This is a genomic window from Pseudomonas sp. TWI923 (assembly GCF_039673365.1).
GTDB classification, from domain to species: Bacteria; Pseudomonadota; Gammaproteobacteria; order Pseudomonadales; family Pseudomonadaceae; genus Aquipseudomonas; species Aquipseudomonas sichuanensis.
On the sequence record NZ_JBDJLM010000009.1, the window covers coordinates 1 to 21667 of the forward strand.

At 65.2% G+C, this 21667-nt stretch carries 24 protein-coding genes; 13 read left to right on the plus strand and 11 right to left on the minus strand.

The window, feature by feature from the left end:
* The first annotated feature begins 178 nt into the window (after positions 1-178).
* The 3 genes from rnd (at position 179) to ABE459_RS06200 (ending at position 2610) form a co-directional block, all read left to right on the plus strand.
* Entirely contained in the window at positions 179-1312 is a 1134-nt protein-coding gene (gene rnd, locus ABE459_RS06190; RefSeq protein ID WP_346648000.1) for a ribonuclease D, read from the plus strand.
* On the plus strand, positions 1309-1602 hold the full coding sequence (locus tag ABE459_RS06195) for a YcgL domain-containing protein (RefSeq protein ID WP_125857780.1): 294 nt from the start codon (positions 1309-1311) through the stop codon (positions 1600-1602). Before rnd ends, ABE459_RS06195 begins: the two co-directional genes overlap by 4 nt.
* Positions 1603-1677: 75 nt before the next feature.
* A complete protein-coding gene (locus ABE459_RS06200; RefSeq protein WP_125463062.1) occupies positions 1678-2610 on the plus strand; it encodes a D-2-hydroxyacid dehydrogenase in 933 nt (310 codons plus the stop codon).
* A gap of 70 nt (positions 2611-2680) precedes the next feature.
* On the opposite strand, the gene ABE459_RS06205 is transcribed toward ABE459_RS06200, so the two are convergent.
* Positions 2681-3274 carry a nitroreductase family protein gene (locus ABE459_RS06205; protein ID WP_125463063.1) on the minus strand — a complete coding sequence of 198 codons (594 nt, stop codon included), beginning with the start codon at positions 3272-3274 and terminating at the stop codon, positions 2681-2683.
* A 145-nt stretch (positions 3275-3419) separates the two neighbouring features.
* On the opposite strand from ABE459_RS06205, the gene ABE459_RS06210 reads away from it, so the two are divergent.
* Positions 3420-3869: a YcgN family cysteine cluster protein gene (locus ABE459_RS06210; protein ID WP_125463064.1), complete on the plus strand. Its 450-nt coding sequence runs from the start codon at positions 3420-3422 to the stop codon at positions 3867-3869.
* Positions 3870-3911: 42 nt separating this feature from the next.
* Entirely contained in the window at positions 3912-5120 is a 1209-nt protein-coding gene (locus tag ABE459_RS06215; protein ID WP_323833058.1) for a hypothetical protein, read from the plus strand.
* 95 nt (positions 5121-5215) lie between these two features.
* Here ABE459_RS06215 and ABE459_RS06220 read toward each other — a convergent pair whose 3' ends face one another.
* Positions 5216-5686 carry an RNA methyltransferase gene (locus tag ABE459_RS06220; RefSeq protein ID WP_046856681.1) on the minus strand — a complete coding sequence of 157 codons (471 nt, stop codon included), beginning with the start codon at positions 5684-5686 and terminating at the stop codon, positions 5216-5218.
* 72 nt (positions 5687-5758) lie between these two features.
* Positions 5759-6124, minus strand: a complete 366-nt coding sequence (locus tag ABE459_RS06225; protein ID WP_110992478.1) for a YajD family HNH nuclease — start codon at positions 6122-6124, stop codon at positions 5759-5761.
* A gap of 131 nt (positions 6125-6255) precedes the next feature.
* Here ABE459_RS06225 and ABE459_RS06230 point away from each other — a divergent pair, with 131 nt between their 5' ends.
* The gene (locus ABE459_RS06230; protein WP_323833060.1) at positions 6256-6534 is read left to right on the plus strand and encodes a hypothetical protein; all 279 of its coding nucleotides are present in this window, start codon (positions 6256-6258) and stop codon (positions 6532-6534) included.
* Here ABE459_RS06230 and ABE459_RS06235 read toward each other — a convergent pair.
* From ABE459_RS06235 to ABE459_RS06265, 7 genes are all read right to left on the minus strand, one after another.
* On the minus strand, positions 6531-7004 hold the full coding sequence (locus tag ABE459_RS06235; RefSeq protein WP_323833062.1) for a cyclic nucleotide-binding domain-containing protein: 474 nt from the start codon (positions 7002-7004) through the stop codon (positions 6531-6533). The genes ABE459_RS06230 and ABE459_RS06235 overlap by 4 nt on opposite strands.
* Positions 7005-7156: 152 nt before the next feature.
* A complete protein-coding gene (locus tag ABE459_RS06240; RefSeq protein ID WP_323830844.1) occupies positions 7157-9193 on the minus strand; it encodes a S9 family peptidase in 2037 nt (678 codons plus the stop codon).
* Between the two features lie 119 nt (positions 9194-9312).
* A complete protein-coding gene (locus ABE459_RS06245) occupies positions 9313-9846 on the minus strand; it encodes a DUF3299 domain-containing protein (RefSeq protein ID WP_167409845.1) in 534 nt (177 codons plus the stop codon).
* A 50-nt stretch (positions 9847-9896) separates the two neighbouring features.
* Positions 9897-10142: a GlsB/YeaQ/YmgE family stress response membrane protein gene (locus ABE459_RS06250; protein WP_050707557.1), complete on the minus strand. Its 246-nt coding sequence runs from the start codon at positions 10140-10142 to the stop codon at positions 9897-9899.
* A gap of 96 nt (positions 10143-10238) precedes the next feature.
* Positions 10239-11321, minus strand: a complete 1083-nt coding sequence (locus ABE459_RS06255) for a 5-(carboxyamino)imidazole ribonucleotide synthase (protein ID WP_125466090.1) — start codon at positions 11319-11321, stop codon at positions 10239-10241.
* Positions 11322-11331: 10 nt separating this feature from the next.
* On the minus strand, positions 11332-11823 hold the full coding sequence (purE, locus tag ABE459_RS06260) for a 5-(carboxyamino)imidazole ribonucleotide mutase (RefSeq protein WP_110995095.1): 492 nt from the start codon (positions 11821-11823) through the stop codon (positions 11332-11334).
* A 171-nt stretch (positions 11824-11994) separates the two neighbouring features.
* Positions 11995-12924 carry a LysR substrate-binding domain-containing protein gene (locus tag ABE459_RS06265; RefSeq protein ID WP_110995094.1) on the minus strand — a complete coding sequence of 310 codons (930 nt, stop codon included), beginning with the start codon at positions 12922-12924 and terminating at the stop codon, positions 11995-11997.
* Between the two features lie 181 nt (positions 12925-13105).
* Here ABE459_RS06265 and aspA point away from each other — a divergent pair, with 181 nt between their 5' ends.
* From aspA to ABE459_RS06285, 4 genes are all read left to right on the plus strand, one after another.
* Positions 13106-14530: an aspartate ammonia-lyase gene (aspA, locus tag ABE459_RS06270; protein WP_016394370.1), complete on the plus strand. Its 1425-nt coding sequence runs from the start codon at positions 13106-13108 to the stop codon at positions 14528-14530.
* 259 nt (positions 14531-14789) lie between these two features.
* Positions 14790-15782 (plus strand): AraC family transcriptional regulator, encoded by a 993-nt coding sequence (locus ABE459_RS06275; RefSeq protein WP_125466091.1) that lies wholly within the window; start codon positions 14790-14792, stop codon positions 15780-15782.
* Between the two features lie 213 nt (positions 15783-15995).
* Positions 15996-17036, plus strand: coding sequence for a histone deacetylase family protein (locus ABE459_RS06280; RefSeq protein WP_323830813.1), 1041 nt, complete (start codon positions 15996-15998; stop codon positions 17034-17036).
* Between the two features lie 2 nt (positions 17037-17038).
* Positions 17039-18142 (plus strand): polyamine ABC transporter substrate-binding protein, encoded by a 1104-nt coding sequence (locus ABE459_RS06285; protein WP_125861156.1) that lies wholly within the window; start codon positions 17039-17041, stop codon positions 18140-18142.
* Positions 18143-18274: 132 nt separating this feature from the next.
* Here the strand turns inward: ABE459_RS06285 and ABE459_RS06290 are convergent, their stop codons facing one another.
* Positions 18275-19804 (minus strand): PLP-dependent aminotransferase family protein, encoded by a 1530-nt coding sequence (locus ABE459_RS06290; RefSeq protein ID WP_323830812.1) that lies wholly within the window; start codon positions 19802-19804, stop codon positions 18275-18277.
* Between the two features lie 91 nt (positions 19805-19895).
* On the opposite strand from ABE459_RS06290, the gene ABE459_RS06295 reads away from it, so the two are divergent.
* The 3 genes from ABE459_RS06295 to ABE459_RS06305 are packed head-to-tail and all read left to right on the plus strand — an operon-like array spanning position 19896 to position 21663.
* Positions 19896-20525 carry an FMN-binding negative transcriptional regulator gene (locus ABE459_RS06295; RefSeq protein ID WP_323830811.1) on the plus strand — a complete coding sequence of 210 codons (630 nt, stop codon included), beginning with the start codon at positions 19896-19898 and terminating at the stop codon, positions 20523-20525.
* A gap of 12 nt (positions 20526-20537) precedes the next feature.
* On the plus strand, positions 20538-20984 hold the full coding sequence (locus ABE459_RS06300; protein WP_258705386.1) for a GNAT family N-acetyltransferase: 447 nt from the start codon (positions 20538-20540) through the stop codon (positions 20982-20984).
* A 7-nt stretch (positions 20985-20991) separates the two neighbouring features.
* On the plus strand, positions 20992-21663 hold the full coding sequence (locus ABE459_RS06305) for a GNAT family protein (protein WP_323830810.1): 672 nt from the start codon (positions 20992-20994) through the stop codon (positions 21661-21663).
* Positions 21664-21667 lie beyond the last annotated feature (4 nt).

Here is a 21667-nt window from a genome sequence, read left to right on the forward strand (position 1 = left end):
CGGGGGCCCCCCCCCCCCCCCCCCCCCCCCGCGGGGGGGGGGGCGGGGGCCCCCCCCCGCGATGGCGTTAAAACCCGGTCACCGTCCGGGCAACCGCCCGGCACCATGGATGGCGCGAGGTTTCACCCCCAGGGGCCGCGCCGTATATACTGCGCGCCAATGTTAGTGGGAGAGCCTCGTGGCCATCGAAATTCACTGGATCCGTGACGACCAGACCCTGGCCGAGCACTGCCAAAGCTGGCGCGAACTGCCCTTCGTGGCGCTCGACACCGAATTCATGCGGGTCGACACCTTCTACCCGAAAGCCGGCCTGATCCAGGTGGGCGTCGGCGAGCACGCCTACCTTATCGACCCTCTGCTGATTGGTGACTGGCAGCCGCTGGCCGAGTTGCTCGACGACACGACCGTAGTCAAGGTGCTGCACGCCTGCAGCGAAGACCTCGAAGTGCTGCTGCGCCTGACCGGCAAGCTGCCGCAGCCGCTGTTCGACACCCAGCTGGCCGCCGGTTACCTGAACATCGGTTTCTCCATGGGCTACTCGCGCCTGGTGCAGGAAGTCCTGGGGCTTGATCTGCCCAAGGGCGAGACCCGCTCCGACTGGCTGCAGCGCCCATTGTCCGATACCCAGGTGAGCTACGCCGCCGAGGATGCCGTGCACCTGGCCGAGCTGTTCAGCGCGCTGCGCCCGAAATTGTCCGACGACAAGTACGCCTGGGTCCTCGACGACGGCGCCGAGCTGGTCGCCGCGCTGCGCCGTGAAGTCGAGCCAGAGACCTTGTACCGCGACGTCAAGCTGGCCTGGAAGCTGGGCCCTCAGCAGTTGGCTGTGCTGCGCGAGCTGTGCGCCTGGCGCGAGCGCGAAGCCCGCAGCCGCGACGTACCGCGCAACCGTATCCTCAAGGAACACTCGTTGTGGCCCATGGCCAAGAGCCAACCCGGCAACCTGCCGGCCCTGGGCAAGATCGAAGAGATGCACCCGCGCACCATCCGCCAGGACGGCGAGTTCCTCATCCAGCTGATCAAGCGCGCCGCAGGCCTTCCCGCCGAACAGTGGCCGCAGCGCCTGCCTGAGCCGCTGCCGATCGAGGCCGCCGGCATTCTCAAGCGCCTGCGTGCCATCGGCCAGGCCGAAGGCGAGCGCCTGCAGATCGCCCCGGAGCTGATGCTGCGCAAGAAGACCCTCGAGGCCCTGCTCAAGAGCGGCTACCCCGACGGCCCCTATCAACTGCCCGATTCGCTGCGCGGCTGGCGTCGCGAGCGTATGGGCCAGGCCCTGCTGGACGACCTGGCAGGCGCCGGAGAAGCTCAATGAAACGTATCTGCTCGATTTACAAGAGCCCACGCAAGAACGGCATGTACCTCTATGTGCTCAAGGCCGATGGCCTGGAGCGCGTTCCTGAAGGCCTGTTGCCGGTATTCGGCACGCCGATGCACGCCTTCGACCTGGTGCTGACCCCGGAGCGCAAGCTGGCCCGCGAGGACATCGTGAAAGTGCTGGAGAACCTCGACAACCAGGGTTACCACCTGCAGATGCCGCCGCCGGAAGAGGAGTACATCGAGCACCTGCCCGAAGAGTTGCTGCGCCGCAACGACCCGGTCTGATTCGGGCGCGCTCATCCTCATAGCTGCGGCCCGCCTGGCGGGCCGCTTTCGTTGTTTGCCAAGGTTGTGTTTCACATGCGCGTACTGATCGCTGAACAGGATCATGCCAACTACGCCCGCCTGCTCGGCGAGGCAGCACCGGACCTGGAAGTGCTGACCAGCGGCGACTCCGCTGAACTGGCGCGCTTCGCCGCCGACTGCCCGGTGTGGCTGGGCCAGCCGGACCTGCTGGCCAGCCTGCTGCGCCAGGGCCATAAACCTGAGTGGATGCAATCGACCTGGGCGGGCATCACCCCGCTGCTGGCCGATGCGCTGCCGCGTGACTACCGCCTGACCCGGGCGGTGGGCATCTTCGGCCAGGTGATGGCCGAGTACATGCTCACCTACATGCTGGTGCACGAGCGCGAAGTGTTGTCGCGCCTGGTCAGCCAGGTCGAGCGGCGCTGGGACGACCGCCCCGGGCGCAGCCTGGAAGGGCGCCGGGTACTGATCGTCGGCACGGGCGACATCGGCCAGCGGGTCGCCGAGTTCCTCGTGCCCTTTGGCGTGACCCTGTACGGCGTAGCCAGCACGGCGCGCGAGCAGGCGCCCTTCGTCGAGGTGGTCGGGCTCGACCAGTTGCCACGCATGGTCGGGCAGGCCGACTACGTGCTCAACCTGCTGCCCGACACCCCGGCTACCCACGATATCTACGATGCAGCGCTGTTCAAGTGCTTCCAGCCCAGCGCATTGTTCATCAACGCCGGGCGTGGCGCGGCGGTGGTCGATGCAGCCCTGGTCGAGGCGCTCAAGGAAGGCCATCTGGCCGGTGCGGTGATCGACGTCTGCCGGCAGGAGCCGTTGCCTGCGCGGCACCCGTTCTGGACCGCCTGGGGGCTGCTGCTGACCGGGCACAGCTCGGCGCCGACCTCGCCGCCGGCGATGGTGCGCTTGTTCGTCGAGAATGTGCGGGCCTATGCAGCGGGGCAGGGGTTGCGCGGCGAAGTGAATTTCGCTCGGGGGTATTGATTCATCCTTGGCCTGTACCGGCCTCTTCGCGGGTTTACCCGCGAAAAGGCCAGAGCAGCCAGCAGAAGGCTTACAGGCTGAACTCACCCTCAGCCGCCAGCTCGCTCAGCGGCCGGCGCGGGCTCGGCACTTCGCGGGCCTGCAGGCCCTCGGCCAGGCTAGCCTTGTCGCCCAGTTTGCCGATCGCCACCATCGCGTGCAGCGCGTAGCCTTCGGGGATCTTCAGCTCGCTACGGGCCAGGTCCTGGTCGAAGCCGGCCATGCCATGGGTGTGCCAGCCGCTGATGCTGGCCTGCAGCGCCAGGTGGCCCCAGGCGGAGCCGGTGTCGAAGGTGTGCCACAGCGCCGGCTTTTCTTCATCCGAGCCCGGTGCGGCGAAGGTGGTCTTGGAAATTACCAGCACCAGCGCCGAAGCCTGCTGCGCCCAGCTGCGGTTGAACTCGTTGAGGATGCCCAGGTAGCGCTCCCAGCTCGGCGTGTCGCGGCGCGCATAGAGGAAGCGCCAAGGCTGCGAGTTGTAGGCCGAAGGCGCCCAGCGCGCGGCTTCGAGGAAGCTCAGCAGGGTCTCCTGGCTGATCGGCTCGGCGGTGAAGGCGCGAGGCGACCAGCGGTTGATGAACTGCTCGTTGATGGCGTAGTCGGCGATACGAGGGGTGGCGCTCATGGCTGCTCCTGCAGTGGGCGGGGTAAAGACCGCACGCTACTGCGTCCGGCAAGCACTGACTAGCGGTCTGGCGTTGCCGCCGGACAGCCTCTAGACTGGCGCCGCCGCGCGCCGCGGATTCAAGTTGATTGCAGGAATACGTGTGATGATCGCCGACAACGCGCCCTTCTGGCGGCGCAAGACCCTCGAAGAACTCGACTCGCGCGAGTGGGAGTCGCTGTGCGACGGCTGCGGCCTGTGCTGCCTGCAGAAGCTCGAGGACGAAGAAGACAACAGCGTCTATTACACGAGCATCGCCTGCAAATTGCTCGACCTCACCACCTGTCAGTGCAGCGACTACCCCAACCGCTTCGCCCAAGTGCCCGACTGCATCCAGCTCACCCCGGGCAAGGCCGACCAGTTCAAGTGGCTGCCGCCCACCTGCGGTTACCGCCTGGTCAGCGAGGGCAAGGACCTGCCGGCCTGGCATCACCTGGTCAGCGGCGACCGCGAGCAAGTTCACGAGCAGCGCATTTCCCGGTCCGGGCGCATGCTCAGTGAGAACGATGTGGATGAAGATGACTGGGAAGATCACCTGATTTTCCGCGCTGGTTGAATCGCCCGGGCTTTCGTCTCTGGGGAACAAGGAGTTTTCTGTATGCGTCGCCCGCTGTTGCTGCTGCTTGGCCTGCTGGCCAGTTCCCAGGTACTGGCGAAGAAAGTCGACCTCGATTACCAGGTGCGCCTGCTGCCGCAAAGCGGCCAGGCCGAAGTGCGCCTGACCCTGGCCGACGGTAGCGTGGTGCGCAGCCTGGACTTTGACCTGGGCCAGAGCGGCGCCTACAGCGACTTCCTCGCCGACGGCCAGTGGCAGGCCCAGGGCGGCCGCGGTGTGTGGCGCCCGGCCTCCGGCAAGACCAGCCTCAGCTACCGGGTACTGCTCGATCAGGCGCAGCCTGGCGCCAGCCATGAGGCCCGGATCACCGCGCATTGGGCGTTGCTGCGCGGTGAGCAGCTGGTGCCGCCGGCGCGCCTCGACCAGCAGGACGGCACCGAACTGGTGGCGCGCCTGACCTTCGAGTTGCCCGCCGGCTGGAAGAGCGTGGAAACCGCCTGGCCGCGCATCGGCCGGCAGAAATTCCGTATCGACGATGTTTCGCGCCTGTTCGACCGCCCCACCGGCTGGATGCTCGCCGGCAACCTCGGCAGCCGCCGGGCGCGCCTTGGCGAGACCGAAGTCACCGTTGCCGCGCCGCAGGGGCAGGGCATGCGCCGCATGGATACGCTGACCCTGCTGACCTTCGTCTGGCCGCAACTGCAGGCGGTGTTCCCGCGCAACCCGCCCAAGCTGCTGCTGGTCGGCGCCCGGGACGGCATGTGGCGCGGCGCCCTGGCCGGGCATAACTCGCTGTACCTGCACAGCGGCGCGCCGCTGATCAATGACAGCGGCGCCAGCCCGCTGCTGCGCGAAGTGGTGCAACTGTTCGCGCAGATCAACGACCGCGATGGCAGCGACTGGCTCGGCGAGAGCCTCACCGACTATTACGCCACCGAACTGCTGCGCCGGGCAGGCGGCATCAGCGATGACCGCTATCAGGCCTTGCAGGCCCGCTTGCACAAGCAGGGCGCCAAGGTGACTCAGCTCAAAGGCGCCAAGGCCGACGCCGCGCAAGTCGCCCGCGGGGTGTTGCTGTTGCAGGCGCTGGACCGCGAGATCCGTCTGCACAACCACGACAAGCGCTCGCTGGACGATGTGGCGCGGGCGCTGATGCGCCTGACCAGCGTGAGCACCGAAGAGTTCGTGCAGATCAGCGAGAACGTGCTCGGGCGCCAGTCCGAGGTGTTGCAGAGCAAGTTGTTGCGGTAGATGCCTGTACCGGCCCTGTCGCCAGCAAGCCGGCTCCCACAAGGTCCACGAAAACCCTGTGGGAGCCGGCTTGCCGGCGATGGGGCCAGACCTGCTTACTTGAACTTCGGCCCCGACCGGGTATTCAAGCCCTTGGCCATGCGGTCATACAGCACCACATTCACCGTCGCCGCCAGGTTCATGCAGCCCTGGGTCGGAATGTAGATGGTCTCTTCGCACCACCCCCGCACATCCTCGCTCAGCGAGCCATCCTCAGGCCCGAAGATGTAGATCGCCCGATCCGGGTGGGTGTACTCCGGCAGCGGCCTGGCACCGTCCACCAGCTCCACCGCCACGGGCGTGCAACCCAGCGGGATGATGCGCTGCAGGTCGTCGATGCCGATCAGCGGAATGTCGTAGTGCACGCGCTTGGTGTCGGTGACGAAGTCGCGGGCGCGCTCGTAGCGCTTGCCGGTGTAGAACACCGAATTGACCCCGTAACAGCCTGCCGCACGCATCACCGAACCGACGTTCTCGGCGGATTTGGGGTTGAACAGGCCGATGCAGCTGTACCGTTTGTTCGCCACGAGTCGGGCCCTTCGCAAAAAAAGAGCGCGATTATACGGGGTCGCCGACGCGGCGGGGGCGGGAATCGACGTTCAGTCTTTCTTCAGCAGGCTGGCCAGCCCGGCGAACGGGTTATGGGTGGCCACGGCGGTTTTCGGCGAGCTCAGCGAGCCCTCGCTGAAATACTGCTGGTCGGTGTAGCGCGAATGCTCGTTGTCGTGGCAGTACAGGCACAGCAGCTCCCAGTTCGAGCCGTCCTGGGGGTTGTTGTCGTGGTTGTGGTCACGGTGGTGCACGGTCAGTTCCGACAGGCGCTTGCCGGAGAACTCGCGGGTGCAGCGGCCGCACACGTGGGGGTACATCTTCAGCGCCTTGTCGCGGTAGCCCATTTCCTTGTCGCGCTTGGCGTCGGCGAGGATGCGGTCGAGGCGGGCGGTGGCAGCGGAGGTGGAGCTCATGGTGTTACCTTTTTCTGATCAGGCGAATGACGGTTATAGCGTCGAGTCTAGCGCGCCTGTGGCGTCAGCGGACAGGCAAAAACGCAAGGATCGGCCTAGCCTGTAGCAAGGTTCCCGACAGGAGGTGGCAGATGTTGCATGCGATCCTCGCCGCGCTGCTGAGCGCCGCCACCCCCATGGCCGATGCCGCCGGCCAGCAGGCCGGCTCCCTCACACCCGCGCCCGGTGCGCCCGGCACGGCGACCCCTACGCCGTATCCGCAGATCACCCCGAGCGCGCCGCCCAAGGCCGGCGCCAACCGCCCCGGCGCACCGCTGTTACCGCCTATGCCGGTGCCCGGGCCGCCGAAGGATCAACCGTTGCCCGGGTTGAACCAGGACCCGCCGAAAGCCCCGGGCAAAAACGACTAGACCTGGCGCGCCAGGCTTTGCCCGTCCTGCATGCGCAAGCGCTTGGACAACGCCACCGCCAGGGCGCGGATGATGCGTGCGGCGATGCGCGGCGCGTCCATCAGCATTTTTTCCAGTGAGTCCTTGCCCAGGGTGAGCAATTGGCAATCGCTGGCCGCGACACAGGTGGCCGAGCGCCGCTCACCGTCGAGCACGGCCATTTCGCCGAAGGCACGGCCCTTGCGCAGGGTGGCGATCTCCACCAGGGTGCCAGTGGCGTCGGTCTTGCGTACCGAGACCACGCCGCGGTGCAGGATGCACATGAACGTGCCGGCATCGCCTTCGCTGAAAATGGTCTGGCCTTCGCTGATCGTGGTGAGGCTGAAATAGCCGGCGGCGGCAAGGTAGTCGCCGGGTTGCAGGGTGTCGAACTGGCCGCAGTCCATGAGCATGTCGCGGATTTCGGCGTTGAGGTGGGATTGGTCGGGCATGTGTTGTTCTTCTTTCAGGCTCGAAATTCAATGGCGCCTTCGTGGGAGCGGGCTTGCCCCGCGATGGCGTCGTCCGAATTGACGCTATCGCGGGGCAAGCCCGCTCCCACGATCAATGGCCGTGGCGCTATTGAGACAACCAAAAACGCGTTTTACACCACGCCCAGTTCATTGAAGACGAACGCATATTCCAGCGCCACGTCGCGCAGCCCCTGGTAACGCCCGCTCATGCCGCCGTGGCCAGCGCCCATTTCGGTCTTGAGCAGCAGCAGGTTGCTGTCGGTCTTGAGCGTGCGCAGGCGCGCCACCCACTTGGCCGCTTCCCAGTACTGCACGCGGCTGTCGTTGTAGCCGGCGATCACCAACATGGCCGGATAGGCCTGCTGCTTGACGTTCTCGTACGGGGCGTAGCCCTTGATTCGCGCGCACACCTCGGGCTCTTCGGGGTTGCCCCATTCGTCGTACTCGGTGACGGTCAGCGGCAGCTCCGGGTCGAGCATGGTGTTGAGCACGTCGACGAACGGCACTTCGGCGATGGCGCAGCGGAACAGCTCCGGGCGCAGGTTGAGCACCGCGCCCATCAGCAGCCCGCCGGCGCTGCCGCCACTGATGGCCAGGCGCTCGGAGGAGGTGATGCCCTCGTTGATCAGGTGTTCGGCGCAGGCGATGAAGTCATCGAAGCTGTTGTGCTTGTGCTCCTGCTTGCCGGCCCGGTACCAGGCCTCGCCCAGCTCGCCGCCGCCGCGCACATGGGCGATGGCGAAGGCCACGCCGCGCTCCAGCAGGCTCAGGCGGGCATGGGAGAACCAGGGGTCGAGGCTTTCGCCGTAGGCGCCGTAGCCGTACAGGTAGAGCGGCACGGTCTTGTCCAGATCGACACGGCGGCGCACCAGGCTGATCGGCACGCGGGTGCCGTCCTTGGCGACTGCCCACAGGCGCTGGTTGACATAGTCGTCGGCATCGAAAGCGCCCAGCACCGGGGTCTGCTTGAGCACGGCCTGCTCGCCCGTGGCCAGCTCCAGCTGGCGCACCTGGGCCGGGCGGTTGAGGGCCTCGTAGCGCAGACGGATGCGCGTGCTGGCGAACTCCAGGCTGTCCTGCACGTACAGGCTGTAGGCTGCGTCCGGCAGCTGTACGCGGTAGGCCGGCAGTCCTTGCGGGCGCACCTCGATGATCGGCAGGCCGCCTTCGCGCAGGCTCAGGCTCAGGGCCGAAGCGTTGAGGCTTACGCCTTCGAGCATGATGTCGTCGCGGTGTGCTACCAGCAGCTGCCAGTTGTCGCGGGTCGGCACCTGGTCGGCCGGGGCGTGGTACAGGGCGAAGTTGATGCCGTCCTGGTTGCTGCGGATGAACCAGCGCCACTGGCCGTCGAGCTGGCCGTGGTCGGGGAAGTATTCGTGGCCTTCGACCCGTGGCGCCAGGCAGGTGAACGCAGCTTGCGGCGTGGCGGCGTCCAGCACCCAGGCCTCACTGGTGGTCTTGCTGTTGAGCAGCAGCACCAATTGGCGCTCGGAGCTGGCGCGGTAGCAGTGCAGGAAGAAGCGCCCGTCGGGCTCTTCGAACACGCTCAAAGCATCGGCCTCGCCGAGGGTGTGGCGGCGCAGGCGCCAGGGGCGGTGGGTGTCGTCCAGTTCGGCGAAGAACAGCGTCTGGCTGTCGTTGGCCCAGGTCATGCTGCCGTCGCAATCGTCGAAGGGCAGGGTAGTCAGCGCGCCGTTGGCCAGGTCCTTGACGTACAGGGTGTAGATCTCGTCGCCGCTGGTGTCGAGGCTGTAGGCAAGCAGGCGGTGGTCGGGGCTGACGTTGAATGCGCCGAGGGCCAGGAAGCCACCATTGGCCAGGGCATTGGGGTCGAGCAAAAGTTCTTCGCGGCTTTCATCCACCGTGTTGCTGTCATCCGCAGGGCGCGGGCAGCGGTAGTGGCGCGGGTATTCGTCGCCGGCGGTGGTACGGGTGTAGTACAGGTAGGGGCCCCAGGGCGAGGGCAGCGACAGGTCGGTCTCGAGGATACGGCCCTTGATCTCTTCGAACAGCTGTTCGCGCAAGCTGGCCTGGTCGGCCAGGCAGTCCTCCTGATACGCGTTTTCCGCGTTCAGGTAGGCCAGTACCTCGGGGGTGTCGCGATCTTGCAGCCAGGCGTAGGGGTCGGTGCCGGGGGCCTGGTGGGCGACGGGGGGCATGATTGGCATTCGGTGTCTCATGATTGAAGGCAGCCTGTGCCGGCCATTTCGCGGGTAAACCCGCTCCCACAGGTTATGCGGCGGCCTGTGGGAGCGGGTTTACCCGCGAAGAGGCCGGCCCAGGCAAGTCAAAGATCGGCATCCTCCACCACCCTCACCTTGCCGGCATCCAGCGCATAGGCCGCATCGGCCAGGTCATTGCTGACCTTCTCCACCTTCAACTGCCCGGTCACCCACAGCGGTGTGTAGATATCGTCGATCTTCAACCCTTTCGGATACCGCACCAGCACCAGCTGGTTCGGCGGCGGCGGCGGTACATGGATGCAGGCGCCGGGGTACGGCACTAGGAAGAACAAGGTGCTGTTGCCCTTGGCATCGCTTTCCAGCGGCACCGGGTAGCCGCCCAGGCGGATCTGCTTGCCGTTCATGGCGGCCACGGTCTTGGTCGAGTACATCACCGCCGGCAGGCCCTTGCTCTGCTTCAGGCCACCCTTGGCAGTGAACACGCCCTGGGCTTCGGGGGAGTTGTGGTCGATCTCGGGCATCTGCTCGAGGGCCTTCTGGTCCGACTTGGGCATCAGCTCCAGCCAGTCGGTCTCGGGCAATTCGGCATGGGCCAGGGTGCTGGCAAGCAGCAGGGGAATGAGGAAAAACGCACGCATGGAAATGCTCGGCAACTCAGGTTTGAATTGCCGAGCATTCTAGCCTGTGTTCAGTTCTTCTTGATGAAGCCGTAGATCACCAGAAGGATGATGGCGCCGACCAGGGCCCCGAAGAAGCCCGCGGCCTGCCCGGCCTGGTAGATGCCCAGAGCTTGCCCGCCATAGGTGGCGGCCAGGGAACCGGCGATGCCGAGGAGGATGGTCATGATCCAGCCCATGCTGTCGTCCCCAGGTTTCAGGAAGCGCGCCAGCAGGCCGACGATCAGGCCGATGAAGATGGTTCCAATGATGCCCATGGCAATCCCTCTAAGGTGAAAGTGGAACAAGCCAAAGCCTAGACAGCGCTTTGGCTTGTCGCCATTTCAGAGGGGCCGTTGCCGCAAGAAGTTCGCTCAGCCAGCGATCAACGCCTCTACTTCGGCGATCTTGGCCTTGAGCGTGGCCATGTCGGCGCAACGCAGGGTGGCGTGGCCGACCTTGCGCCCGACCTTGAAGGCCTTGCCGTAGTGGTGCAGGTGGCAGTCGTCGATGGCGACGACTTTGTCCACTGCCGGCACTTCGCCGATGAAGTTGAGCATGGCGCTCTCACCAACCTTGGCGGTCGAGCCCAGCGGCAGGCCAGCGACGGCACGCAGGTGGTTCTCGAACTGGCTGCACTCGGCGCCTTCGATGGTCCAATGCCCGGAGTTGTGCACGCGCGGGGCGATTTCGTTGGCCTTCAGGCCACCGTCGACCTCGAAGAACTCGAAGGCCATCACGCCGACGTAGTCCAGCTGCTTGAGCACGCGGCCAACGTAGTCTTCGGCCAGGGCCTGCAGCGGGTGCGCGTCGCTTGCCACCGACAGCTTCAGGATGCCGCTGTCGTGGGTGTTGTGCACCAGCGGGTAGAAGCGGGTTTCGCCATCGCGGGCGCGCACGGCCACCAGCGACACTTCGCCGGTGAACGGCACGAAACCTTCCAGCAGGCACGGCACGCTGCCCAGCTCGGCGAAGGTGTCGATTACGTCTTCAGGTTTACGCAGGACCTTCTGGCCCTTGCCGTCATAACCCAGGGTGCGGGTCTTGAGCACGGCCGGCAGGCCGATGCTGGCCACGGCGGCGTCGAGGTCGGCTTGCGAGAGGATGTCGGCGAAGGCTGGGGTGGGGATCCCCAGGTCACGGAACATGCTCTTCTCGAACAGGCGGTCGCGGGCGATGCGCAGGGCTTCAGCGCTCGGGTACACCGGCACGAACTGCGACAGGAAGGCGACGGTTTCCGCCGGCACGCTTTCGAACTCGAAGGTCACCAGGTCGACTTCGTCGGCCAACTGGCGCAGGTGGTCCTGGTCGCCGTAGTCGGCGCGCAGGTGCTCGCCCAGGGGGGCGGCGCAGGCGTCCGGGGCCGGGTCGAGGAAAGCGAAGTTCATGCCCAGCGGGGTACCCGCCAGGGCCAGCATGCGGCCCAACTGGCCGCCACCGATTACACCGATCTTCATATCGTCAGCCTCAAGCCTGGCGCGGGTCTGGATTGTCCAGCACGGTGTCGGTCTGCTCCGTGCGGAACTGCTTGAGCGCCGCGTGGAACTGCGGGTGCTTGGCACCGAGGATGCTCGCCGACAGCAGGGCCGCGTTGATCGCGCCAGCCTTGCCGATGGCCAGGGTGGCCACCGGGATACCGGCCGGCATCTGCACGATCGACAGCAGCGAATCGACACCCGAGAGCATCGACGACTGCACCGGCACGCCCAGCACCGGCAGATGAGTCTTGGCGGCGCACATGCCCGGCAGGTGGGCGGCGCCACCGGCACCGGCGATGATCACCTCGATGCCACGGCCTTCGGCCTCATCGGCATACTGGAACAGCAGATCCGGGGTGCGGTGGGCGGAAACCACCTTCACTTCGTAGGGAATGCCGAGTTTTTCCAGCATATCGGCGGTGTGGCTAAGGGTGGACCAATCGGACTTGGAGCCCATGATCACGCCAACCAGTGCACTCATCGTCGAGCCTCTTCGCTTGTGCGCCCGCAGGCGCGTCAAAAAACAACAAGCCACGCGGGACGACCGGCGTGGCTTGTTTGCTGATCTGGACCGGAGCTATCCGGTCGAAAGGCCGCGCAGTATAACGTAACGCAGGCCCATCACGGCACCCCCGGCGACCAACTGTCGCCCTTATTTTTCGGGGCTTTGGCTGACTTTCGGGTCAACTGAACCGCCTTCCAGCTTGCGCCATAGCAAACGCACGTTGGCCTTGCGCACCAGGGCACAGCGATAGAGGCGGATTTCCAGCGGTACATGCCACTGGCTGGCGCCACAGACCACCAGCTCGCCACGCTCCAGCTCGCCGCGCATGGACAATTTGGGCACCCAGGCAATGCCCATGCCTTCCAATGCCATGCTCTTGAGACTGTCGGCCATGGCCGTTTCGTACACCGTGGTATAGCGCAGGTTGCGCTGGCGCAGCAGCAGGTTGACCGAACGGCCGAGGAAGGCACCGGCGCTGTAGGCCAGCAACGGTACGCTGCCCTCGCCTTCCAGGTCGAACAACGGCTTGCCATCGGGCCCCACCGCACACACCGGGAGCATTTCGGTGTTGCCCATGTGCAATGAAGGGAAGATTTCGGCGTCCATCTGCAACGCGGCGTCCGGGTCGTAAAACGCCAGCATCAGGTCGCAGCCGCCCTCGCGCAATGCATGCACCGCATCACCCACGTTGGTGGCCACCAGGCGGGTGGCGATGTTCAAGCCGTCGTTGCGTAACTGGGCTACCCAACGCGGGAAAAACCCCGAGGCCAGCGAGTGCGCCGCCGCCACCTGGATCACCTCGCCCTGCCCGCCTTCAAGATGATGCAAGTGGCGGAGAACTTCGCTCAACTGGTCGACAACAGTGCGCGCGGTGACGAGAAAAAGCTGCCCGGCTTCGGTCAGTTCGATGGGCGTGCGGGAACGATTCACCAAGGTCAGCCCCAAGGCCGCTTCCAGGCTGCGGATGCGCCGGCTGAAGGCTGGCTGGGTGACGAAGCGGCGCTCGGCCGCTTGCGAGAAACTGCGGGTGGAGGCCAGGGCACTGAAGTCCTCCAGCCATTTGCTTTCGAGGTTCATCGACTACTCCGCAACGCGTGCACCAAAATGGAACACGCTCGATTGTCAATCGGCGTCACATCAAACCGTATGCCGTTTGTGCATAGGTTAGCGTGCAACAGCATTGGCCGCCAAATCTGCCCAGCCCTAGCATTGGCGGCATTCCGGCAGGTGCCGGGTCAAAATCGAGATGATATCCATCATGTCCTCCGCTGCATCGTTCCGCGTCGAAAAAGATCTGCTTGGTACCCTTGAAGTCCCTGCCGATGCCTACTACGGCATCCAGACTCTGCGCGCTGCCAACAACTTCCACCTCTCCGGTGTTCCGCTGTCGCACTACCCGAAACTGGTAGTCGGCCTGGCGATGGTCAAGCAGGCAGCTGCTGACGCCAACCGTGAGCTGGGGCACCTGAGCGATGCCAAGCACGCCGCGATCAGCGCAGCCTGCGCACGACTGATCAAGGGCGACTACCACGAGCAGTTCGTGGTGGACATGATTCAAGGCGGTGCTGGTACTTCCACCAACATGAACGCCAACGAAGTCATCGCCAACATCGCGCTGGAGGCCATGGGCCACCAGAAGGGTGAGTACCAGTACCTGCACCCGAACAACGATGTGAACATGGCGCAGTCGACCAACGACGCCTACCCGACCGCGATCCGTCTGGGTCTGCTGCTGGGCCACGACGCCCTGCTGGCCAGCCTCGACAGCCTGATCCAGGCCTTCGCTGCCAAAGGTAAAGAATTCGACCACGTACTGAAGATGGGCCGCACCCAGCTGCAGGACGCCGTGCCTATGACTCTGGGCCAGGAATTCCGCGCCTTCGCCACCACCATGACCGAAGACCTGCAGCGCCTGCGCTCGCTGGCTCCGGAACTGCTGACCGAAATCAACCTGGGCGGTACCGCCATCGGCACCGGCATCAACGCCGACCCGGGCTACCAGGCCCTGGCCGTACAGCGCCTGGCAACCATCAGCGGCCAGCCGCTGGTACCGGCTGCCGACCTGATCGAAGCCACCTCCGACATGGGCGCCTTCGTGCTGTTCTCCGGCATGCTCAAGCGCACCGCGGTCAAGCTGTCGAAGATCTGCAACGACCTGCGCCTGCTGTCCAGCGGCCCACGCACCGGCATCAACGAGATCAACCTGCCGGCGCGCCAGCCAGGCAGCTCGATCATGCCAGGCAAGGTCAACCCGGTTATCCCGGAAGCCGTCAACCAAGTCGCCTTCGCCATCATGGGCAACGACCTGGCCCTGACCGTCGCCGCCGAAGGTGGCCAGCTGCAGCTGAACGTGATGGAGCCGCTGATCGCCTACAAGATCTTCGACTCGATCCGCCTGCTGCAACGCGCCATGGACATGCTGCGCGAGCACTGCATCGTCGGCATCACCGCCAACGAACAGCGCTGCCGTGAACTGGTCGAGCACTCGATCGGCCTGGTCACCGCCCTGAACCCTTACATCGGCTACGAAAACGCCACCCGTATCGCCCGCGTTGCCCTGGAAACCGGCCGCGGCGTACTGGAACTGGTGCGCGAAGAGAAGCTGCTGGACGAAGCGATGCTCAACGACATCCTGCGTCCGGAAAACATGATCGCTCCACGTCTGGTTCCGCTGAAGGCGTAACCCGACCGTAGCAAACAGTCTCACCAGGTCGAGGGACTAGACACCTCTCAACCTTTCAAGGGCCCGAGCGCACGCATCGGGCCCTTTTTTTATGCGAATTTCACCCCCCTTGTGGGAGCGGCTTCAGCCGCGAAGCAGGCGGCGCGGTTCATGGCACCGGCTGCGCCGGTGTTCGCGGCTAAAGCCGCTCCCACAGTGGCAACACTCTCCGGCACACAACTTGCTCCATAATGCCCCTCAGCCCCACGGGACACCGAGCATGCTGCATAGCCACCTCACCACCCTCAATGCCGTTTCGCTGATCCTCCAGGTGTTCCAGGAACAAGACGTGGACGCGCAGCAGCTGCTGGCCGGCAGCGGCATTGGCCTGGCAGACCTTGAGCACCCGGACGCGCGCATCACCACCCAGCAAGAGCTGCAGGTGTGCGCCAACGCCCTGGCCCGGCGCGAGGACATCGGCCTGGAACTGGGCCGGCGCATGCATGTGTCGTGCTACGGCATGCTTGGTTACGCGCTGCTCTCCAGTGCCACTTTGGGTGACGCCCTGCGCCTGGCGCTGAGCTTTCCGGCACTGCTGGGAACAGTCTTCCAGTTGCGCCTGGTCGATGATGGCCAGCGCGTCTGGCTCAGCGCCAGCGACCACTACGACGCGCCAGGGCTGGCTGCCTTCAATGCCGAGTTCTGCCTGGTGTCGCTGAAAGTGATCTGCGACGACCTGCTCGGCCGCCCGCTGCCCTTGCTGGCGGCACGCTTCGAACACCCCCGCCCCGGTTACCACGCGCTCTACGCCGGTGCATTCGCCTGCCCGCAGGGTTTCGATGCGGGCGACAACGCCTTCGCCTTCGAACGCCGCTGGCTGGACATGCCACTGCCGCTGGCCGACCCGATCACCCACAAGGCGATGAGCGAGCGCTGCCGGCGTTTGAACCTGGAATTCACCGGGCGCCAGGCCTGGCTGGGGCGGATTCGCCAGTTGCTGCTCCAGCAGCTGGATGCGGCGCCCGGGCTGGAGGGCCTGGCGCGGCAGATGAACTGTTCGTCGCGCACGTTGCGCCGGCACTTGCAGGCGCTGGGCAGCAGTTATCAACAGCTGCTCGACGAGCTGCGCTTCGAGCGGGCCAAGCAATTGCTGGCCGAGGACCAGATGCCGATCTATCGGATTGCCGAAACGTTGGGGTTCAGTGAGACCGCGAGTTTCAGGCATGCCTTCCAGCGTTGGAGTGGTGTGGCGCCGAGCCATTTTCGCGGTTGACCTGTACTGGCCTCTTCGCGGGTAAACCCGCTCCCACAGGACGATGCAGGCCTCGAGACCTGCGGTGACCCTTGGGAGCGGGTTTACCCGCGAACGGGCCGGGTCAGGATGACTTGGCCACATTGATCCCCTTTTGGCCGTTTGCAACGTCCCCCGGTCTGCCGGCCGCCCACCAGAATGGGCCCACGCCAGTGATTACCCGGAGAACAACAAATGCTGACGATCTATTCCGATGACCATCGCCTGCACCACGGCCGCTGCGAGCTGATCGACGGCAAGCTGATGCCCTGCTTCGAGATGCCCTCGCGCGCCGACCATGTGCTGGAGCAGGTGAAAAAGCGCAACCTTGGCGACGTCCAGGGCCCGACCGACTTCGGCCGCGCCCCGCTGCAGCGCATCCACAGCGCCGACTACCTGAACTTCTTCGAAGGCGCCTGGGCACGCTGGGCCGCGCTCGGCCAGGACGGCGACCTGCTGCCCTTCACCTGGCCGGCACGCACCCTGCGCCAGGTCAAACCCACCGGCCTGCATGGCGAGCTCGGTTACTACAGTTTCGACGCCGGCGCGCCGATCACCGCCGGCACCTGGCAGGCCGCCTACAGCGCCGCGCAAGTCGCGCTCACCGCCCAGGCGGCGATCCAGCAAGGCGCCCACTCGGCCTTCGCCCTGTGCCGCCCACCAGGGCACCACGCCGCCGCCGAAGTGATGGGAGGCTATTGCTACCTGAACAACGCCGCCATCGCCGCCCAGGCCTTCCTCGACCAGGGCCGGCGCAAAGTGGCCATCCTCGATGTCGACTACCACCACGGCAACGGCACCCAGGACATCTTCTACCAGCGCAACGACGTGTTCTTCGCCTCGATCCACGGCGACCCGCAGGACGAGTTCCCGTTCTTCCTCGGCTATGCCGACGAGACCGGCGAAGGTGCAGGCGTTGGCTGCAACATCAATTACCCACTGCCCGCCGGTAGCGACTGGGCGGCCTGGAACGCGGCGCTGGAAGCGGCCTGCCAACGCATCGCCGAGTACGACGCCGACGTACTGGTGATCTCCCTTGGCGTGGACACCTTCAAGGACGACCCGATCTCGCAGTTCAAGCTGGACAGCCCGGACTATCTGGAAATGGGCAAACGCATCGGCCAACTCGGCAAGCCAACCCTGTTCGTGATGGAAGGTGGCTACGCTGTGGAGGAAATCGGCATCAACGCGGTCAATGTGCTGGAAGGCTTCCAGCGCGCCCAGCCAGGAGCCTGAACATGGTCCGACTCAAGCGTCTGCTCGCCCCACTCATCGCCGCCAGCCTGTTCACCGGCGCCCTGCAGGCCAACGCCGCGCCGGGCACCCTGCGGGTGTACAACTGGTTCGACTACATCACCCCGCAAACCCTCGTCGATTTCCAGAAGGACAGCGGGGTCAAGCTGATCTACGACATCTTCGACACCAACGAGGCGCTGGAGGCCAAGCTGCTGACCGGCAACTCCGGCTATGACGTGGTGGTGCCGTCCAACGTGTTCCTTGCCAAGCAGATCGAGGCCGGGGTGTTCCAGCCCCTGGACCGCAGCAAGCTGCCCAACTGGCAGCACCTGGACCCGGCGCTGATGAAGCTGATCGAAGCCAACGACCCGGGCAACAAATTCGCCGTGCCTTACATGTACGGCACCGTGCTGATCGGTTTCAACCCGGCCAAGGTCAAGGCGGTACTCGGTGACAACGCGCCGGTGGACAGCTGGGACCTGATCTTCAAGGAAGAGAACATCGCCAAGCTCAAACAGTGCGGCGTGGCGCTGCTCGACTCGCCGTCGGAGATTATGCCGTTGGCGCTGTCGTACCTGGGCCTGGACCCCAACAGCGGCAAGCCAGCGGACTACCAGAAGGCCCAGGACCTGCTGCTGAAGATCCGCCCGCACGTGACCTATTTCCACTCCTCCAAGTACATGGCCGACATCGCCAATGGCGACATCTGCGTGGCGGTGGGCTATTCCGGCAGCTTCTCCCAGGCTGCCAACCGTGCGCGCGAAGCCAAGAACGGCGTGGTGGTGGACATGCGCCTGCCGAAGGAAGGCGCACCGATCTGGTTCGACATGCTGGCAATCCCGAAGAACGCGGCCAACCCGGAAGATGCCCACACCTTCATCAACTACCTGCTGCGGCCTGAGGTGATTGCACCGATCAGTGATTTCGTCGGCTACCCGAACCCGAACAAGGATGCGACCGACAAGGTCAGCCCGGCGATCCGCAACAACCCCAACCTGTATCCGACGGCCGAGGCGATGGCCAAGCTGTATACCCTCAAACCGCTGCCACGGGATGCCGAGCGGGCAAGGACCCGGGCCTGGACCAAGATCAAATCCGGCACTTGATCATGTAGACATCGGGGCTGTGCTGCAGCCCATCGCCGGCAAGCCGGCCCCCACACCGATCGCATAAGTCCAAGTTATGCGCTAACCCTGTGGGAGCCGGCTTGCCGGCGATGGGCCGCAGAGCGGCCCCAGCTATCGCCAGGCCTTGCGCAGCCGCATCAATGCATCCGCAATCTGCGCTTCCGGCACTGCCGCAAACCCCAGCACCAGCCCCGCGCGCTTATCCACAGGCACCTCGCTGTCTTCCAGCCAATAGCCACTCAATGGATTGACCTCCACCCCCACCGCCTCGGCCCGGGCAACCAACGCTTGTTCCCGCGCAAAGTTATCCACAGCCACTTTCACATGCAGCCCCGCCGCCACTTCCGGCATTGCCCCCAGCCCCGGCACATCCACCGGCCAGCCAGCTTTCAACACATTCCTGCGCGCCAACGCCGCCCGGCGCATGCGACGGATATGCCGCTGGAAATGCCCCTGGGCCATGAACTGCGCCATGACGCACTGGCTACCCACTTCCGAATGGCGCACCGCCAGCGCCTTGGCCTGGCTGAACACCTGCACCAGAGGTTTGGGCAGCACCAGGTAGCCCATCCGCAGCGCCGGGAAAGCGATCTTGCCGAAGGTGCCGACGTACAACACCCGGCCCTGTCGATCCAGCGCAGCCAGCGGTGCCAGGGGCGCGCCGCTGTAGCGGTACTCGCCGTCGTAGTCGTCCTCGACGATCCACCCGCCCTGCCGTTCAGCCCAGGCCAGCAACGACAGGCGCCGGGCCAGGCTCATGGTGACGCCGGTCGGGTACTGGTGGGCTGGAGTCACATAGGCCAGCCGGCAGTCCGGCAGCTCGGCCAGACGCGCGCAGTCCATGCCCTCTTCATCCACCGGCACGCCGCTGACCCTTGCCCCCGCCAGGGCGAAGGCGTGCCCGGCGGCCCGATAGCCTGGGTTTTCCACAGCCACCCCGTCACCGGGCTGTAACAGCAGCTGTGCACAAAGGCTGATCGCCTGCTGTGCGCCACTGGTGATCACAATTTGTTCAGCCGTGCAGGAAAGCCCCCGCGAGCGACGCAGATAGGTGGCGATCAGCTCACGCAATTGCACTTCTCCCGCCGGGTCGCCATAACCGAGCAGCGCCGGGTCGGGATTTCGCCAGAAACCCGCTTGCAGCTTGGCCCACACCTCGAAAGGAAACAGATCGAAGGCGGGCAGGCCGACCCTGAAAGCCTTCGGCGAGCCGCTTCTGGGTGGCGGCAGGTGGTGATTTTTCAGACGCTGCAATGGCTCGCTACACGCGGTGAAACTGGATAAATCCTCAGTGTCAGATGCCTGAAATGTGGATAAACCTGTTGATAACCCCCGGGATAACCCTGTGGACAGTTGTGTGGATAGTTTTCCCAGCCGGCTCACGTAGGTGCCATCGCCTACCCGGCTTTCGATGAAGCCTTCGGCATACAACTGGTCATAGGCGCGCACCACACTGTTACGCGACAACGCCAACATCGCCGCCAGGTCGCGGGTAGCCGGCAGCCGTGTGCCGCCTTCCAGGCGCCCATCCAGCACGCGGGCGCGCAGTGCCTGATAGAGCTGCTGGCTGAGCCCGCGGCGGCCACGGTCGAGGGCGAGGCCGGCCGGGTCGAAAGGCAACGCGTGGGTACGTTCGTTCATGGCATTGGACCTATAAAAACAGTCATGAATGGCTCTTACACAGAGCCAATAGCCTGCCTAGGATGGAGCCACAGCACAAGGATCCCCCTGCATGTACAACAGCAAACCGCACCAGGAACACGACCTCGGCCGCCTGCACCAGCACATGCTGCAAACCCGTCTGGCCACGCTGGTCAGCCACGGCGAACAGGGGCTGCTGGCCACCCACTTGCCGGTGCTGGTCGCCACCGATGAGGGTGAGTTCGGTACGGTCTATGGCCACCTCGCCCGAGCCAACCCGCAATGGCACGACCTGGCGCAAGGCGCTGAAGCGTTGCTGGTATTCCCCGGCGCCGACGCCTATGTGAGCCCCGGGTTCTACCCGAGCAAGGCCGACAATCCCAAGGTGGTGCCCACCTGGAACTACACGGCGGTGCATGCCTGGGGCCCGGCGGCGGTGATCCACGAGCCCGCCTCCTTGCTCGACATCGTCAGCCGCCTCACCGACCGCCATGAGCAAGGCCGCGCAGCGCCGTGGCGCGTGGCCGATGCACCAGCGGACTACCTCGACAGCATGCTGCGCGCCATCGTTGGCATCCGCCTGCCCATCAGCCGTTTGCAGGGCGCGCGCAAACTCAGCCAGAACCGCTCGGCACAAGACATCGCCGGGGTACGCGAAGGCCTGGCCGCCAGCGCCGACCCTGTGGATAACCAACTCGCCGCGCACATGCGCGACCTCTGAAGGAAAAGGCCCATGACCAGCATCACCCTGCGCCCGGTGGGCGCCAACGACCACGCCGCCTGGCTGCCCCTGTGGCAGGCCTACCTGCGTTTCTATGAAACCGAACTCCCCGAGGCGGTCAGCGCCAGCACCTGGCAACGCCTGCTGGACGGGCATGAGCCGACCCATTCGGCGCTGGCCTGGGTCGATGGCAAGGCGGTGGGGATGGTCAACTTCATCTACCATCGTTCCAACTGGAGCATCGAGCCTTCCTGCTACCTGCAGGACCTCTACGTGGACAGCGCAGTGCGCGGCCTGGGCATCGGCCGGCAGCTGATCGAGCATGTCTACGCCACGGCCAAGGCCGACGGTTGCGCCAAGGTGCACTGGCTGACCCACGAAACCAACGCCACCGCCATCAGCCTGTACGAGCAGGTTGCCGAGCGCCCCGGCTTCATCCAATTTCGCAAAGCACTGTAGGCCGCCCATGACCGACGCATTGAACTGGAAAGCCGCCGGTACGCCCAAGGCCGACCCAATTGAAGGCCGTTTCATCCGCCTGGAAAAACTCGACCCGGCGCGCCATGGCGATGACCTGTGGGAGGTGCTGCAAGGGCCAGGTTCGGACCCGGTGCTGTGGGACTACCTGCCCTATGGCCCGTTCGTCGAACGCGCCAGCTTCGACCGTTGGCTCGACGGCAACGCCGCCAGCCGCGACCCGCTGTTCTACAGCGTGATCGACCGCGCCAGCGGCCAGGTGCAGGGCATCCTCAGCTACATGTCGATCGTGCCGGAACAGGGCCGCTTCGAGATCGGCCATATCGCCTTCGGCGCCGCCATGCAGCGCACGCCCAAAGGCACCGAGGCGGTCTACCTGCTGAGCAAGCTGGGCTTCGAGCTGGGCAACCGCCGGCTGGAGTGGAAGTGCAACAACGCCAATGCTCGCTCCAAGCGTGCGGCACAGCGGTTCGGCTTTGTGTTTGAAGGGGTGTTCCGCAATCACATGGTGGTCAAGGACCGCAATCGGGATACCGCCTGGTATTCGATTACCGATGCCGAGTGGCCGGCCGTGGCGGCGGGGTTCGAGCGTTGGTTGAGTGAGGAAAACCAGCAGCCTCAGGGGCAGGTGTTGACGCTGGAGGCATGTCGCCTGGGCTGAAGCA

Bases quoted from the DNA above. Each gene is read 5' to 3' on its own strand.
- ABE459_RS06205 (WP_125463063.1), bottom strand. From the start codon at position 3,274: ATGAGCGCCACCCCTCGTATCGCCGACTACGCCATCAACGAGCAGTTC.
- ABE459_RS06290 (WP_323830812.1), bottom strand. From the start codon at position 19,804: ATGAACGAACGTACCCACGCGTTGCCTTTCGACCCGGCCGGCCTCGCC.
- ABE459_RS06255 (WP_125466090.1), bottom strand. From the start codon at position 11,321: ATGAAGATCGGTGTAATCGGTGGCGGCCAGTTGGGCCGCATGCTGGCC.
- ABE459_RS06195 (WP_125857780.1), top strand. From the start codon at position 1,309: ATGAAACGTATCTGCTCGATTTACAAGAGCCCACGCAAGAACGGCATG.
- ABE459_RS06200 (WP_125463062.1), top strand. From the start codon at position 1,678: ATGCGCGTACTGATCGCTGAACAGGATCATGCCAACTACGCCCGCCTG.
- aspA (WP_016394370.1), top strand. From the start codon at position 13,106: ATGTCCTCCGCTGCATCGTTCCGCGTCGAAAAAGATCTGCTTGGTACC.
- ABE459_RS06245 (WP_167409845.1), bottom strand. From the start codon at position 9,846: ATGCGTGCGTTTTTCCTCATTCCCCTGCTGCTTGCCAGCACCCTGGCC.
- ABE459_RS06250 (WP_050707557.1), bottom strand. From the start codon at position 10,142: ATGGGCATCATTGGAACCATCTTCATCGGCCTGATCGTCGGCCTGCTG.
- ABE459_RS06280 (WP_323830813.1), top strand. From the start codon at position 15,996: ATGCTGACGATCTATTCCGATGACCATCGCCTGCACCACGGCCGCTGC.
- ABE459_RS06240 (WP_323830844.1), bottom strand. From the start codon at position 9,193: ATGCCAATCATGCCCCCCGTCGCCCACCAGGCCCCCGGCACCGACCCC.
- ABE459_RS06215 (WP_323833058.1), top strand. From the start codon at position 3,912: ATGCGTCGCCCGCTGTTGCTGCTGCTTGGCCTGCTGGCCAGTTCCCAG.
- purE (WP_110995095.1), bottom strand. From the start codon at position 11,823: ATGAGTGCACTGGTTGGCGTGATCATGGGCTCCAAGTCCGATTGGTCC.
- ABE459_RS06300 (WP_258705386.1), top strand. From the start codon at position 20,538: ATGACCAGCATCACCCTGCGCCCGGTGGGCGCCAACGACCACGCCGCC.
- ABE459_RS06285 (WP_125861156.1), top strand. From the start codon at position 17,039: ATGGTCCGACTCAAGCGTCTGCTCGCCCCACTCATCGCCGCCAGCCTG.
- ABE459_RS06305 (WP_323830810.1), top strand. From the start codon at position 20,992: ATGACCGACGCATTGAACTGGAAAGCCGCCGGTACGCCCAAGGCCGAC.
- ABE459_RS06235 (WP_323833062.1), bottom strand. From the start codon at position 7,004: ATGCCCGACCAATCCCACCTCAACGCCGAAATCCGCGACATGCTCATG.
- ABE459_RS06225 (WP_110992478.1), bottom strand. From the start codon at position 6,124: ATGAGCTCCACCTCCGCTGCCACCGCCCGCCTCGACCGCATCCTCGCC.
- ABE459_RS06230 (WP_323833060.1), top strand. From the start codon at position 6,256: ATGTTGCATGCGATCCTCGCCGCGCTGCTGAGCGCCGCCACCCCCATG.
- ABE459_RS06295 (WP_323830811.1), top strand. From the start codon at position 19,896: ATGTACAACAGCAAACCGCACCAGGAACACGACCTCGGCCGCCTGCAC.
- ABE459_RS06265 (WP_110995094.1), bottom strand. From the start codon at position 12,924: ATGAACCTCGAAAGCAAATGGCTGGAGGACTTCAGTGCCCTGGCCTCC.
- ABE459_RS06210 (WP_125463064.1), top strand. From the start codon at position 3,420: ATGATCGCCGACAACGCGCCCTTCTGGCGGCGCAAGACCCTCGAAGAA.
- ABE459_RS06275 (WP_125466091.1), top strand. From the start codon at position 14,790: ATGCTGCATAGCCACCTCACCACCCTCAATGCCGTTTCGCTGATCCTC.